Genomic DNA, 12,517 nt, shown 5'->3' on the forward strand with positions numbered 1-12,517 from the left:
TGTCTGGAGCCACAGTCATGCGCAAGCAAGACGCGTTCGATGTCATCTATACCCATACCGAAGGCGAGCCCCTGTGCATCGTGCATAGCGGCATCCCCTACCCCGCCGGCTCCACCATCCTGGAGAAGCGCGCCTTCCTTGAACAGAACTACGACTGGCTGCGCAAGGCGCTGATGCGCGAGCCGCGCGGCCACAAGGACATGTTCGGCGTGTTCCTGACCCCGCCGTCCAGCCCGGAGTTCGACGCCGGCCTGATCTACATCGACGGCACCGAGTATTCGCACATGTGCGGCCACGGCACCATCGCGGTCAGCATGGCCATGGTGGCCCACGGCCTAGTGCCGCGCGGCAAGGACGGCATCACCAAGATCCGCTTTGAGACCACCGCCGGCCTGGTGGTGTCGGAAGTGGCGTCCGAAGGCGACAACGTGCTGTGGACCCGCTTCGAGAACGTGCCCGCCTACGTGGCCGCGCAGGACATCCCGGTCGAGCTGCCCGGCTACGGCAAGCTGTCGGCCGACATCGTCTGGGGCGGCAACTACTTCGGCATCGTCGACCTGTCCGGCTGCGACCTGCGCATTTCGCCGGACAACGGCACCGAGCTGTCGCGCATGGGCCTGATCGTGCGCGACCAGCTCAACGCCCGCCAACGCATCCAGCATCCGACCGAGGCCCACATCAACAACCTGAACTTCATCACCTTCTGGCACCAGCCGACCATCGAGGGCGCGTTCTACAAGAACGTGCACGTGTTCAGCGCCGGCCAGTTGGACCGCTCGCCCGGCGGCACCGGCACCAGCGCGATGATGGCCATGTTCGAGGCGCGCGGCAAGATGGGCTTGAACCAGCCGATCAAGTCGGAAGGCCTGCTGGGCAGCGGCGTGTTCGAGGGCTGCCTGCTGGGTGAAGTCGATCTGAACGGCACCCGCGCCGTGCGCCCAACGGTCAAGGGCACGGCCAGCATCCTGGGCACGGCGCGCTGGGTGATCGACAAGAACGACCCCGTTGGCGCCGGGTTCCTCATCCGCTGAAGTGCAAAGGCGCACGGACCAATTGGCTCCGTGCGCCCTTGTCCAAGCCAGGCGCGGCTACGCTCGCGCCGCATCCTCCAGGATCATCTCCGCGCCGCGCTCGGCCACCATCATGACGGCGGCCTGGGTGTTGCCGGAGACCATCTTCGGCATCACCGAGGCATCCACCACGCGCAGGCCCGACAAGCCGTTCACGCGCAGGCGCACGTCGGTGACGGCGGCGGCGTCCGAACCCATGCGGCAGGTGCCGATGGGGTGGTAGATGGTCTGGCCGTTGCGGCGCGCGAAGTCCAGCCATTCGTCGTAGCTGTCCACCGCCGCGCCGGGGCTGATCTCGGAAGCCACGTAACGCCGCAAGGCCGGCTGGCCGACGATGCGCCGGGCCACCTGCATGCCGCCCACCAGGCTGTCGCGGTCCACCTGGGCGGACAGGAAGTTGGGGCGGATCGCCGGCCCCACCTGCGGGTCCGCCGACTTGATGTGGATGGATCCGACCGATTCGGGCCGCAACTGCGCCACGCCTATCGTCATGCCCGGATGCCGGTCCAGGATGCGTTCGGCCGCGTTGGCGTAGCTGGCGTGCACGAAGAAGTACTGCACGTCGGGCGCGGGCAGGTCCGGCGCGCTTTTCACGAAGCCGTGCACCAGCCCCGTGCCCAGCGTCAGGATGCCCTTGTGGCTGGCGTAGTAGCGCGCCACCTGCTGCGCCAGGCGCCAGCCGCGCGACATCTCGTTCAGCGTCACCGTGTCCTTCACCCGCCAGTTCATGCGCGTGGCAAAGTGGTCGATGTAGTTCTCCCCCACCTGCGGCTGCGCCAGCACCGGCGCAATGCCGAACGATTGCAGCAAGGCCGGGTTGCCGATGCCGGACAACTCCAGCAACTGCGGCGACTGCACCGCGCCCATGCACAGCAGCGTCTCGCGCCGCGCGCGCACGATGTGTTCCTGCCCGTTCTTGCGGTAGGCCACGCCCACGCAGCGCTTGCCCTCGAACACCAGCCGCGTCACGTGCGCGCCGCATTCCACGCTGAGATTCTTGCGGCCGGCGGCCGGTTTCAGGTAGCCGTCCACCACGCTCCAGCGCCTGCCCCGGTGCTGCAGCACCTGGTAGTAGCCCACGCCTTCCTGGCTGCCACCGTTGTAATCGGGGTTCAAGGGCTGCCCGTCTTCCTGCGCCGCCCGCAAGAAGGCATCTGCGATGGGAAAGCGTTCGGCCACCTCTTCCAGGTGCATGGGGCCGTTCTTGCCGCGGCTGCCATCGCCGGGTTCATAGCATTCGATCTTGCGGAAGACGCGCTCGGCCTGGTTGTAGCCCCAGCCGGTGGCGCCGGCCGCCTCCCAGCCGTCGTAATCCTGCGGCTGGCCGCGGACGTAGATCATGCCGTTTATCAAGGTCGAACCGCCCAGGCCCTTGCCGCGCGGCACGGCGATGGTGCGGCCATGGACGTTGTCTTCCGGCTCGGTGGCGAATCGCCAGTTGTATTCCGGATTCACCAGCAGCTTGGAAAAGCCCGCCGGAATGGAAATCCACATGCTGCGGGCTTCGTGGCCGGCCTCCAGCATCAGCACGCGATGCTTGCCGTCGGCGCTCAGGCGGTTGGCCAGGATGCAGCCCGCCGTGCCGCCCCCGGCGATGATGAAGTCGTAGTCGCTCATGCGGGTCAGCGTCCTGTGCCGGCCTGCTGGTCCGCCGCCACGCCCAGCATCTGTGCCATCAGCTCGATCTGGCAGGCCAACATCGGCGCGCCGTAATGCACCTTGCAGCCGCGGGCCTGCGCCGCCAACAGCAAGGCGGTGTCCTTGGGCTGCATGATGACTTCGCAGACCAGCTGGTCCGGCGTCAGCCGGCTGGCGTCCAGCGGCAGCGCGTCCTCCGGCTTCATGCCCAGCGAGGTGCCGTTGACCACCAGGTCATGCCCCGACGGGTCGGCCGTCCCCACGTCGATCCGGGCATCGGGATGCAGCGACAGGATGCGCGCCTTCAGATCCTCGGCCTTGGCCGTGGTGCGGTTGGCGATGGTCAGCCGCGCCACGCCGGCCTGCACCAGTGCGAAGCCTATGGCATTGGCCGCGCCGCCCGCCCCCGCCAGGTAGGCGCTCTTGCCCTCGGGCGACACGCCCGCGCTCCGCAAGCCGCGCACGAAGCCTTCGCCATCCAGCATGTGCGCCACCAGCTTGCCGTCGGCCTCGCGCCGCACCACATTGGCCGCGCCGATCTTGCGCGCCACGGGAGTGGCGTCGTCCACCAGGTCCAGGATGGCGGTCTTGTGCGGAACGGTGACGATGACGCCGCCCAGGTTTTCCAGCCGCCGCAGGCCTGCCACCACCTCCGCCAGGTTGTCCGGCCGGGCGTGGAACGGCACGCACACGCCGTCGAAACCGATGGCGGCGAAATGCTCGTTCATGCGCTGCGGCGTCTTCACGTGGTGGATGGGATCGGCCAGGATGCCGAACAGGCGCGTGGTTCCGGTGATTTCCTTCATGCTTGTCTCCGTGTTTCAGGGCTGGAGCGTGGCGCGCGCGACCTCGGCGATGCCGGCGGCGTCCAGCTTGTAATGCGCATACAGGGTGGTGGGCGGCGCGATCAGGCTGTATTCATCGTAGATGCCGTGGCGGCGCAGGCGCGTGCCCGTGCCCGCGTCCGCCAGGACCTCGGCCACGGCCGAACCCAGTCCGCCCAGCACGTTGTGCTCTTCCACCGTCATCAGCTGGCGGGACTTGCCCGCCGCGGCCAGCACGGCGTCGCGGTCCAGGGGCTTGATGGTGGGCATGTCGATCACGCCCACCGACAGGCCCTCGCCGCGCAGCTGCTCGGCCGCGGCCAAGGCCGCGTGCAAGGTGATGCCGCAGGCGATGATGTTCAGGTCCGAACCGCTGGAATGGACGATGGCGCGGCCGAATTCGAAAGGCATGCCGTCTTCATAGACCTGCGGGTCGCGGCCGCGGCCGATGCGGAAGTAGATCGGTTCGGGCCAATCCGCCGAAGCCTTGATGGCGGACGCCAGCTGCGGACCGTCGGCGGGCGAGACCACTGTCAGGCCGGCCAAAGCACGCATCGTCGAAATGTCTTCCGTGGCGTGGTGCGAGGTGCCGTAAAAGCCCAGGCTGATGCCGGTATGGTGGCCGATCAGGCGCACCGGCAGTTTGGTATAGGCCACGTCCATGCGGATCTGTTCGCAGCACAAGAGGCCCAGGAAGGACGCGAAGGTCGCGACGAAGGGCATCATGCCCGTGGTCGCCAGCCCAGCGGCCGCCGACACCATGTTCTGCTCGGAAATGCCGAACTGGACGTAGCGGTCGGGGTAGGCCTGCGCAAAGCGGTTCAGGCCGTTGGAATACTGCAGGTCGGCCGAGCCTGCCACCACGGGATGTCCCGCCTGCGCCAATTCAATCAGCGCGTCGGAAAGATACGACAGCCCGGGATTCACCGCGTTCAGGGCGCGGTACTGCCAGGAGTCGGGAGAGAGGACTTGTGCCTGTGCCATTCAAATCTCGCGGGAAAGGATTTCGTCGACGGCGCTTTGCGCGTCTTGCGGCGCTAGGTAGCCCAGGTGCCAGCCCGGCTCGGTTTCCATATAGGACACGCCTTTGCCCTTGATGGTCTTCGCGATCACGCAGGCCGGCTTGGCGCGAACCTCGTCCGCGCGCAGGCGGCGCAGCAAGGCGGTCAGCTCCGCCAGGTTATGGCCGTCCACTTCGTGCACGTCCCAGCCGAAGGCCTGCCATTTTTCCTTCAGCGATTCCACGCCCATGACCTCGTCGACCTTGCCGTCCAGCTGGTAGCCGTTGCGGTCGATGATGGCGACCAGGCGCGACAGGCGATTGTGCGCGGCGAACAGCGCGGCCTCCCAGACCTGGCCTTCCTGCATTTCGCCATCGCCCAGCAGCACGAACACGTTGAAGTCGCGTCCGCTCATGCGCCCACCCACCGCCATGCCCACGCCATTGGACAGCGCGTGGCCGATGGAGCCCGAGCTGAAATCCACGCCCGGCACCTTGCTCATGTCGGGATGATCGCCCAGCGGACTGCCCAGGCGGGTGTAGCCGTCCAGCAGTTCGCGGTCTATGAAGCCGTGGTCGGCCAGCACCGGAAAGAGGCCCACGGCGGCATGGCCCTTGCCCATCAGGAAGCGGTCGCGGTCGGGCCACTGCGGTTCGCCCGGCCGCAGGCGCATCACGTCGTAGTACAGCGCGGCGAAGATTTCCGCGCACGAGAACACCGAGCTGTAATGCCCGACCTTGGCGATTTCGATCAGCCTGATGGTCTCCAGCCGGATGTGGCGGGCCTTTTCCCGCAGCATCCCGACCTCCCCTTCGGTAGGGGCCTCCCTGTCACTGCTCATGGCGCTTCCTTTTTACTGTTAGGATATATGATATATAATATACCCATCGCGCTCGAATTTGCCATGGCGGGATAGAATTCATCCCGAATCCACCCGCCCCCATCAATACAGCAAGCCTGAGCCCTGTCATGTCCAGCCTCAAACCGGTAAAGAAAGAGAACCTCTCCGTCAGGGTCTACAACGAAATCCGCAATGCCCTGATCAACGGGCAGTACGAACCCGGCGAACGCCTGATCATTGGCGAACTGGCCCAGGAAATGGGCGTCTCCATCACGCCCGTGCGCGAAGCGATCTTCCGGCTGATCAGCGAGCAGGGCCTGGAAATGCAGGCGGCCACCGCGGTCTACGTGCCTTACGTCAATTCGGAAAAACTGCGCGAAATCCAGCAGATCCGTTTCCACCTGGAAGGCATGGGCGCGGCCGAGGCCGCCCAGAACATCACGCGCAAGCAGCTGGACAACCTGATCGCGCTGCAACGGGATTTCATCTCCTGCACTTCCAGCGATCCCAAGCGCGCCAGCTATCTGAACCGCAAGTTCCACTTCGCCATCCTGGAAGCCAGCAACAAGCCCATCCTGCGCGCCACGGTGGAATCGTTCTGGGTGATCACCGGCCCCATTCTCAAGGTGTTCCACGTCAAGACCTCGGGGCTGGATTACTCGCAGAACGAGCACCGCCACGAGGCCGTGCTGGAAGCCCTTGAAGCGCGCGACTCCGAAGCCGCCAGGCAAGCCATCCAGGCCGACCTGGTCTGGGGCGGCAAGATCATGATCGACTGGCTGGTCGAGCGCGAAAAGGAACTCGACTACCGCCCTCCCGCTGCCCGCAAATAGGAACAACCCATGCTGAAGATTTTTGGCGCGCCCTGCCGCTACATTCAGGGCGCCGGCGCCCTGGACACCCTGGGCGAGTACGCCGCCCTGTTCGGCCGCCGGGCCGCCCTGGTCATCGACAGCTACGTGCATGGCGTGCTGGGGCCAAGAATCGAAGCCTTGTGCGCGGCGCAAAACGTGTCGCTGATACCGCTGATCGTCGAAGGCGACCTGACGCCGGCCGTGATCACGCAGTTGCGCGCGCAGGCCGCGCCGGCCGGCATCGACATGGTGATCGCGGTGGGCGGCGGCAAGTCGCTGGACGCGGGCAAGGCGGTGGCCAAGTCCTCGCACTGCCATCTCATCACCGTGCCCACCGTTGCCTCCAACGACGCGCCTACCAGCAAGAACTACGTCCTGTACGACGCCCATCACAATCTCCTGGCGGTGGAGCACATGCTGTTCAACCCCACCATGGTGCTGGTGGACACGGCCGTCATCGCCACCGCGCCGGCGCACTTCTTCCGCGCCGGCCTGGGCGATGCGGTCTCGAAAAAGTTCGAGGCCGAGCAGTGCGCCCGCAATGGCGGCAAGAACATGTATGACGGCGCGCCGCCCCTCGCTGCCCAGTTCATCGCCGACGGCTGCCTGCGCACCCTGCTGGCCGACGGCGTGGACGCTGTTGTCGCGGCCGGCAGCGGCCAGCCCACGCCGGCCTTCGAACGCGTGGTGGAAGCAATGATCCTCATGAGCGGCCTCGGTTTCGAAAGCGGCGGCCTGTCCATCGCCCACGCGCTGACGCGCGGGCTGCCCAAGATCAGCGGCGTGGCGAGCGCGCCGCACGGCCTGCAGGTGGCCGTCGGCCTGCTGGTGCAGCTGGACCTGGAAAACCGGACGGACGGCATGCTGGCCGAACTGACCCGCTGGTATGAACAAGTGGGCTTGCCCACGACCTTGCGCGAACTGGGCGCGGCCGCCGAGCCATCCGACGCGGAATTGATGCTGGCCGCGGAGCTGAGCCTGAAGGCCCGCCACGCCGCCAACTTCGACCGCGCGCTCGACACCGATACCTTGGCCGCCGCGCTGCGCCGTTACGCCTGACAGGCAGGCGCCGGCCCCGCCGGCGCCCCACCGCATCAGAACGCGACGTTGTCCTTGCCCTTCAGATCCAGCTTGGCGCGCGCTTCTTCGGGCGTGGCGATTTCCAGGTTCAATGCTTCCAGGATGGTGCGGATGCGCTCCACCTGGACCTGATTGGACTGCGCCATTTCGCCCGGCCCGATCCACAACGAATCCTCCAACCCCACCCGCACGTTCGACCCCATGGCGGCGCCGATGGTCGCCAGCGGGATCTGGCCGCGGCCAGCGCCCAGGATCGACCATTCATAGTCGTTGCCGAACAGCCGGTCGGCCGTGCGCTTCATGTGCATCAGGTCTTCGGGGTGCGGGCCGATGCCGCCCAGGATGCCGAACACCGACTGGATGAAAGGCGGCGACTTGACCAGGCCGCGGTCGACGAAATGCGCCAGGTTGTACAGATGGCTGATGTCGTAGCACTCGAACTCGAAACGGGTGCCGTTGGCGTTGCCGAGCGCCAGGATGGACTCGATGTCCTGGTAGGTATTGCGGAATACCAGCGAGCGGCTGTTCTCCAGGTGCTCGCGCTCCCAGTCGTGCTTGAACTCCTTGAAGCGGCCCAGCATGGGGTACAGGCCGAAGTTCATGGAACCCATGTTCAGCGACGCCAGCTCCGGCTTGAAGGTGGTGGCCGGACGCATGCGCTCTTCCACCGTCATGTGGGGGCTGCCGCCGGTGGTGATGTTGATGATGGCGTCCGTTTCCCGCTTGATCCGCTCCAGGAAGGGCTTGAACAGGGCCGGATCCTGCGAGGGCTTGCCGGTCTGCGGATCGCGCGCGTGCAGGTGCAGCACCGCTGCGCCGGCCTTGGCCGCGCCGATGGCCGCTTCCGCGATTTCGTCGGCGGTGACCGGCAGGTGCGGCGACATGCTGGGGGTATGGATGGCGCCCGTCACGGCGCAAGTAATGATGACTTTCTGCTTGGGCTTAGCCATTGTTGTCTCCGTTGTCCTGTTTGTGGCGCATGAGGCGCATCAGTTTTTCGTCGCGCCAGAAGCGGCGCTTGGCAAGATCTTCCTGCGGCAGCAAGCCGCGGCGTTCGTCCGACAGGGCATCGACCAGCGCGCCGTCCCAGGCGACGGGTTCGCCCTGGGTCGCGCCGATGGACTGGTACAGCCCGCCGTAGCGTGCGCAATAGTCGGCAATGCCGCCGGGCGCGTTGAGGTCTATGGTTTCGAACGGCCCCATGAACGACCAGCGCAGGCCCAGGCCGTCCTTCACCGTGGTGTCGATATCCTCGGCGCTGGCGATGCCGGCGCTGGCCAGGCGGAAAGCCTCGTGCAGCAGCGCGCCCTGCAGCCGGTTCAGGATGAAGCCTTCGATTTCGCGTCGCACCAGCACGGGCTTCTGGCCGATGCCCGTCATGATGGCGCGGGCAGCAGCCACGGCCTCGGGGCTGGTCCAGGGCGCGGGACACAGTTCCACCACCGGGATCAGGTAGGGCGGATTCACGGGATGCGCCACCAGGCAACGGTGCCGTCCGGGCAGGTGTCCGGTGAATTCGCTGGCGGGAATGCTGGATGTGGAACTGCCGATGATGGCGTCGGGTTCGGCCGCGGCGTCCAGTTGCGTGAACAACGCCCGCTTGATCTCGACGTTTTCCGGCGAGTTTTCCTGGATGTAGCGGGCGCCCTTCAAGGCATCCGCCAGGCTGTTTGCCACATGGACGCGGCCACCGATGGCCTCGGCGTCCTTGAGCAAACCCTGGGTTTCAAGTTCCCGCAGCTGCTGCAGGATCAGGCCTCGCGCCTCGGCCAGCATGGCGGCGTTGACGTCGTACAGGCGCACTTCCCAACCCATGCGGGCAAACACGATAGCCCAGCCCTGGCCTATCAATCCGGTGCCGACGATGGCGGCGCGCTGCGCATTGGACGCGGCGTCCATCAGTAGAGCTTCTGCGTGAAGCCGTCCACCACGATGGCCTGCCCCGAGACGCTGCGGGCGGCCTCGCTGGCATTGAACAGCACCATGTTGGCAATATCGCGCGCCGTGACCATGCGGCCCAGCGCCGCCTGGTTCTCATACTGCGCGGCGATCTCCTCCACCGGGCGTCCCAGCGTATCCGCCTTGGCCGCGATGACGGCGCGGATGCGCGGCCCTTCGACCGCGCCCGGCAGGATCGCGTTGACGCGGATGCCATGCGGCCCCAGCTCGATGGCCAGGGACTTGGTGAAGCCTATCACCGCCCACTTCGATGCCGAATAGACCGAACGTCCGGCAAAACCCAGATGCCCGGCCGCGGACGACAGGTTGATCATGACGCCGGCCTTGGATTCCTTGAGCAAGGGGATGGCCTGGCGCGCGCACAGGAACTGTCCGGTGATGTTCACGGCCAGCGTACGGTCCCAGTCCGCCTTGGACAGGGTTTCGACATAGCCGGTGGGGCCGGCCACGCCCGCGTTGTTGACCAGGATGTCCAGGCCGCCCAACTGGGCGCGGACCTGATCGAACAGCGCGCTGACGCTGTCTTCGTCCGAAACGTCGGCCAGGGCCGCGTGCACGCCGGGTAATTCGGCCGGCAGCGCGGCCAGGCGCTCCTGGTTCACATCGCATACGAATACGGAGGCGCCGGCATGGCGGAACACCTTCGCCATTTCCAGGCCCAGCCCGTCCGCGCCGGCGGTGATCAGCACCCTTTTCCCGGCGAAATCCACTTCCTCGAACATGCCTCTGTCTCCTAGATTCTTATGAAAAGCGGGCAATTGATGATATACGATATATGAAAAAAACAGCTATGGACTGATGTTTTTGGCAACCATCGCCTAGCCCGGAAAGAGTCATCCCAAAGTAGGATGAAAACCCGAATTTGCGTTGGATCAGCCCGCTAAGTCTTTATTCATGCGGCTTTAGGGAATTCCCCGATTCGGCGGGTTACGGCCCCCACTAGAATCCAAGGCGGGGTTTGCTACCCGCCCGGCCGATATATCATATATTCAAAAAAACGGACCAAACAAGAAAGTCCGCATCCCATACCGACAAAGGAGCGTAGACAGTGTTCAAGTTCAACAAAATTGCTTTGGCGCTGGGCGTGTGCGGCGCGCTGGCAAGCGGCACCGCAGCGGCCGACATGAAGGTAGGCGCCCTCTTCCCGTTCAGCGGCGCGCTCGCGCTCCTGGGACAAGAGAGCTATCGCGGCCTGGAGCTGGCCGTCAATGAGATCAACGCCGCCGGCGGGGTCAACGGCGAAAAGATCGAAATCATCAAGGCCGACGCCGTCGACCCGACCCAGGCCGTGTCGGAAACCAAGCGCCTGATTTCCTCCAACGTGGTCGGCGTGTTCGGCAGCTACGCTTCCGGCATTTCCTACGCGGCCTCGCCCGTCACCGAGCTGGCCGGCGTGCCCTACTTCGAACTGGGCGCCACCGCGCACAAGATCACCACGCGCGGCTACAAGTACCTGTTCCGCAGCAATCCCAACACCGCGCTGTATGGCGTGTCGGTGGTCAATGCGCTGCACGACACCATCGCGCCGGGCATGGGGCTGAACCCCAAGGACATCAAGATCGGCATCATCCACGAGGACGGCCCCTACGGCACCGACGTGGCCGCCACCGAGAAGAAGCGCGCGCAGGAGCTGGGCTATACGGTGGCGGAAGTGCTGCCGTACTCCGCCAAGACCGTGGACCTGTCCTCGCTCATCCTGCGCCTGAAGGGCGCCAAGGTCGACGTGGTGCTGCAGACCGCCTACCAGAACGACGCCATCCTGTTCTTCAGCCAGGCGCGCGCCGCGGGCTTCAAGCCCAAGGTCGTGATCGGCGCGGGCGGCGGCTACTCCCTGGCCGACACGGCCAAGGCCGTGGGCGCGGACATGAACGGCGTGTTCGACCTGGACTTCCCGCAGTCGTCCATCAATCCGGCGGGCGCGCCCGGCCTGGACAAGTTCCTGGAAGCCTACAAGGCCACCTACAAGAGCGATCCGCAGTCCGGCCACAGCCTGACCAACTATGTCGGCGCCAAGGCCTTCTTCGAAGCCATCGGCAACGCCAAGTCCACGGACAAGGACAAGATCCGCGCCGCGGTCCTGGCCTACAAGAAGCCGGCCGGCCAGACCGCCAACGGCTGGGCCTTCGACTTCGGCGAAGACGGCCAGAACAATGCATCCACGTTCTACGTGATGCAGTGGCAGGACGGCAAGCTCGTCACCATCGCGCCCAGCAACCTCGCACTCGGCAAGCCGGTCTTCAAGAAATAAGCGCCACGCCAGTGCTCAGGCGCTCGGGGGCGCCTGACGTATCCCGGGGTCCGCGCGCCCCGATCCGGCCAACAGTTCGGCCAGATCGGGGCCGCTACCCGCTCTAAGAGGTTGCAACATGGAACTATTCATTCAACTGGTCATCAACGGCCTGTTGCTGGGCGGCGCGTACACCATCATCAGCCTGGGGCTGACGCTGATCTTCGGCGTGGTGCGCGTGGTGAACTTCGCGCATGGCGAGTTCCTGATGATAGGCATGTACATGGTCTATCTGATCGCGGCGCAATTCGGCGTGCATCCCTACGCCGGCCTGGTGCCGGTGGCAGTCATCCTGTTCGCGCTGGGCGCGCTGACGCAGAAGGGCATCATCCAGCCGCTGCTCAATGCCGACCAGCACATCCAGATCTTCGCCACGGTGGGCGTGTCCACCATCCTGCTGAATCTCGCCCTGGTCATATTCGGCGCCAACGTCTACCGCGCGCCGGTGGAACTGGGCACCAACGCCATCGACATCGGCCCCTATTCGATGGTGACCGGACAGCTGATTACCTTCGTGATCGGCCTGAGCCTGGCGGTGCTGCTGCACCTGTTCATGCACCGCACCTATCTGGGCCGCGCGCTGCGGGCGGTGGCGCAGCACCGCTACGCCGCCACTTTGATGGGCGTGAACGTCAACAATGTCTACGCCATCGCCTTCGGCCTGGGCACGGCCTTCGTCGGCATCGCCGCCGGCCTGCTGGCGCCGCAGTATCCGGTGTTTCCCACCGTGGGTACGTACTTCGTGCTGACGGCGTTCGTGATCGTGGTGCTGGGCGGCCTGGGCAGCCTGTATGGCGCCGTGGCCGGCTCCATGATCATCGGTATCGTCGACACGCTGGCCGGCTTCTACATCGCCCCCGACCTGAAAGAGGTCGTTTATTTCGGGATCTTCCTCTTGATCCTGGTGCTGCGTCCGAACGGCCTGTTCGGCGTCGGCACAGAGTGATCAGAGCAACTAGGAGC

Annotated in this window: 12 protein-coding genes; 5 read left to right on the forward strand and 7 right to left on the reverse strand. The window is 65.6% G+C overall.

Annotation, left to right across the window (positions count from 1 at the left end):
* Window positions 1-17: 17 nt before the first annotated feature.
* Window positions 18-1,031 (forward strand): proline racemase family protein, encoded by a 1,014-nt coding sequence (locus IPU70_RS25980; protein ID WP_013395467.1) that lies wholly within the window; start codon window positions 18-20, stop codon window positions 1,029-1,031.
* A 57-nt stretch (window positions 1,032-1,088) separates the two neighbouring features.
* Here IPU70_RS25980 and IPU70_RS25985 read toward each other — a convergent pair whose 3' ends face one another.
* Genes IPU70_RS25985 through IPU70_RS26000 form a run of 4 tightly spaced genes read right to left on the reverse strand, consistent with a single transcriptional unit; the run spans window position 1,089 to window position 5,374 of the window.
* Complete coding sequence (locus IPU70_RS25985) at window positions 1,089-2,687, reverse strand: GMC family oxidoreductase (RefSeq protein WP_207471894.1); 1,599 nt, start codon at window positions 2,685-2,687, stop codon at window positions 1,089-1,091.
* A 5-nt stretch (window positions 2,688-2,692) separates the two neighbouring features.
* Window positions 2,693-3,514, reverse strand: a complete 822-nt coding sequence (locus IPU70_RS25990) for a shikimate dehydrogenase (RefSeq protein ID WP_207471901.1) — start codon at window positions 3,512-3,514, stop codon at window positions 2,693-2,695.
* 15 nt (window positions 3,515-3,529) lie between these two features.
* Window positions 3,530-4,516, reverse strand: a complete 987-nt coding sequence (locus tag IPU70_RS25995) for a transketolase family protein (protein ID WP_207471908.1) — start codon at window positions 4,514-4,516, stop codon at window positions 3,530-3,532.
* Window positions 4,517-5,374: a transketolase gene (locus tag IPU70_RS26000; protein WP_242702706.1), complete on the reverse strand. Its 858-nt coding sequence runs from the start codon at window positions 5,372-5,374 to the stop codon at window positions 4,517-4,519.
* Window positions 5,375-5,502: 128 nt separating this feature from the next.
* Here IPU70_RS26000 and IPU70_RS26005 point away from each other — a divergent pair, with 128 nt between their 5' ends.
* Together IPU70_RS26005 and IPU70_RS26010 are read left to right on the forward strand one after the other, a co-directional pair.
* Window positions 5,503-6,207 (forward strand): GntR family transcriptional regulator, encoded by a 705-nt coding sequence (locus IPU70_RS26005; RefSeq protein WP_013395472.1) that lies wholly within the window; start codon window positions 5,503-5,505, stop codon window positions 6,205-6,207.
* 9 nt (window positions 6,208-6,216) lie between these two features.
* On the forward strand, window positions 6,217-7,287 hold the full coding sequence (locus IPU70_RS26010) for a glycerol dehydrogenase (protein WP_207471909.1): 1,071 nt from the start codon (window positions 6,217-6,219) through the stop codon (window positions 7,285-7,287).
* A gap of 35 nt (window positions 7,288-7,322) precedes the next feature.
* On the opposite strand, the gene IPU70_RS26015 is transcribed toward IPU70_RS26010, so the two are convergent.
* From IPU70_RS26015 to IPU70_RS26025, 3 genes are read right to left on the reverse strand one after another with little or no spacing between them, the layout of a single operon-like run.
* Window positions 7,323-8,258, reverse strand: coding sequence for a 3-keto-5-aminohexanoate cleavage protein (locus IPU70_RS26015; RefSeq protein ID WP_013395474.1), 936 nt, complete (start codon window positions 8,256-8,258; stop codon window positions 7,323-7,325).
* Window positions 8,251-9,207: a 3-hydroxyacyl-CoA dehydrogenase gene (locus IPU70_RS26020; RefSeq protein ID WP_207471912.1), complete on the reverse strand. Its 957-nt coding sequence runs from the start codon at window positions 9,205-9,207 to the stop codon at window positions 8,251-8,253. Before IPU70_RS26020 ends, IPU70_RS26015 begins: the two co-directional genes overlap by 8 nt.
* Window positions 9,207-9,989: an SDR family oxidoreductase gene (locus tag IPU70_RS26025; protein ID WP_088142064.1), complete on the reverse strand. Its 783-nt coding sequence runs from the start codon at window positions 9,987-9,989 to the stop codon at window positions 9,207-9,209. Before IPU70_RS26025 ends, IPU70_RS26020 begins: the two co-directional genes overlap by 1 nt.
* A gap of 326 nt (window positions 9,990-10,315) precedes the next feature.
* On the opposite strand from IPU70_RS26025, the gene IPU70_RS26030 reads away from it, so the two are divergent.
* Both IPU70_RS26030 and IPU70_RS26035 read left to right on the forward strand, forming a co-directional pair.
* Complete coding sequence (locus IPU70_RS26030; protein WP_013395477.1) at window positions 10,316-11,515, forward strand: ABC transporter substrate-binding protein; 1,200 nt, start codon at window positions 10,316-10,318, stop codon at window positions 11,513-11,515.
* A gap of 118 nt (window positions 11,516-11,633) precedes the next feature.
* The gene (locus tag IPU70_RS26035) at window positions 11,634-12,500 is read left to right on the forward strand and encodes a branched-chain amino acid ABC transporter permease (protein ID WP_013395478.1); all 867 of its coding nucleotides are present in this window, start codon (window positions 11,634-11,636) and stop codon (window positions 12,498-12,500) included.
* The last annotated feature ends 17 nt before the right edge of the window (window positions 12,501-12,517 follow it).

It is taken from the genome of Achromobacter sp. SD115, from assembly GCF_017355315.1.
GTDB lineage: Bacteria > Pseudomonadota > Gammaproteobacteria > Burkholderiales > Burkholderiaceae_B > Achromobacter > Achromobacter xylosoxidans_B.

Coding starts and splice junctions, on each gene's coding strand:
- IPU70_RS25980 (WP_013395467.1), top strand. CDS start 18: ATGCGCAAGCAAGACGCGTTCGATGTCATCTATACCCATACCGAAGGC.
- IPU70_RS25985 (WP_207471894.1), bottom strand. CDS start 2,687: ATGAGCGACTACGACTTCATCATCGCCGGGGGCGGCACGGCGGGCTGC.
- IPU70_RS25990 (WP_207471901.1), bottom strand. CDS start 3,514: ATGAAGGAAATCACCGGAACCACGCGCCTGTTCGGCATCCTGGCCGAT.
- IPU70_RS25995 (WP_207471908.1), bottom strand. CDS start 4,516: ATGGCACAGGCACAAGTCCTCTCTCCCGACTCCTGGCAGTACCGCGCC.
- IPU70_RS26000 (WP_242702706.1), bottom strand. CDS start 5,374: ATGAGCAGTGACAGGGAGGCCCCTACCGAAGGGGAGGTCGGGATGCTG.
- IPU70_RS26005 (WP_013395472.1), top strand. CDS start 5,503: ATGTCCAGCCTCAAACCGGTAAAGAAAGAGAACCTCTCCGTCAGGGTC.
- IPU70_RS26010 (WP_207471909.1), top strand. CDS start 6,217: ATGCTGAAGATTTTTGGCGCGCCCTGCCGCTACATTCAGGGCGCCGGC.
- IPU70_RS26015 (WP_013395474.1), bottom strand. CDS start 8,258: ATGGCTAAGCCCAAGCAGAAAGTCATCATTACTTGCGCCGTGACGGGC.
- IPU70_RS26020 (WP_207471912.1), bottom strand. CDS start 9,207: ATGGACGCCGCGTCCAATGCGCAGCGCGCCGCCATCGTCGGCACCGGA.
- IPU70_RS26025 (WP_088142064.1), bottom strand. CDS start 9,989: ATGTTCGAGGAAGTGGATTTCGCCGGGAAAAGGGTGCTGATCACCGCC.
- IPU70_RS26035 (WP_013395478.1), top strand. CDS start 11,634: ATGGAACTATTCATTCAACTGGTCATCAACGGCCTGTTGCTGGGCGGC.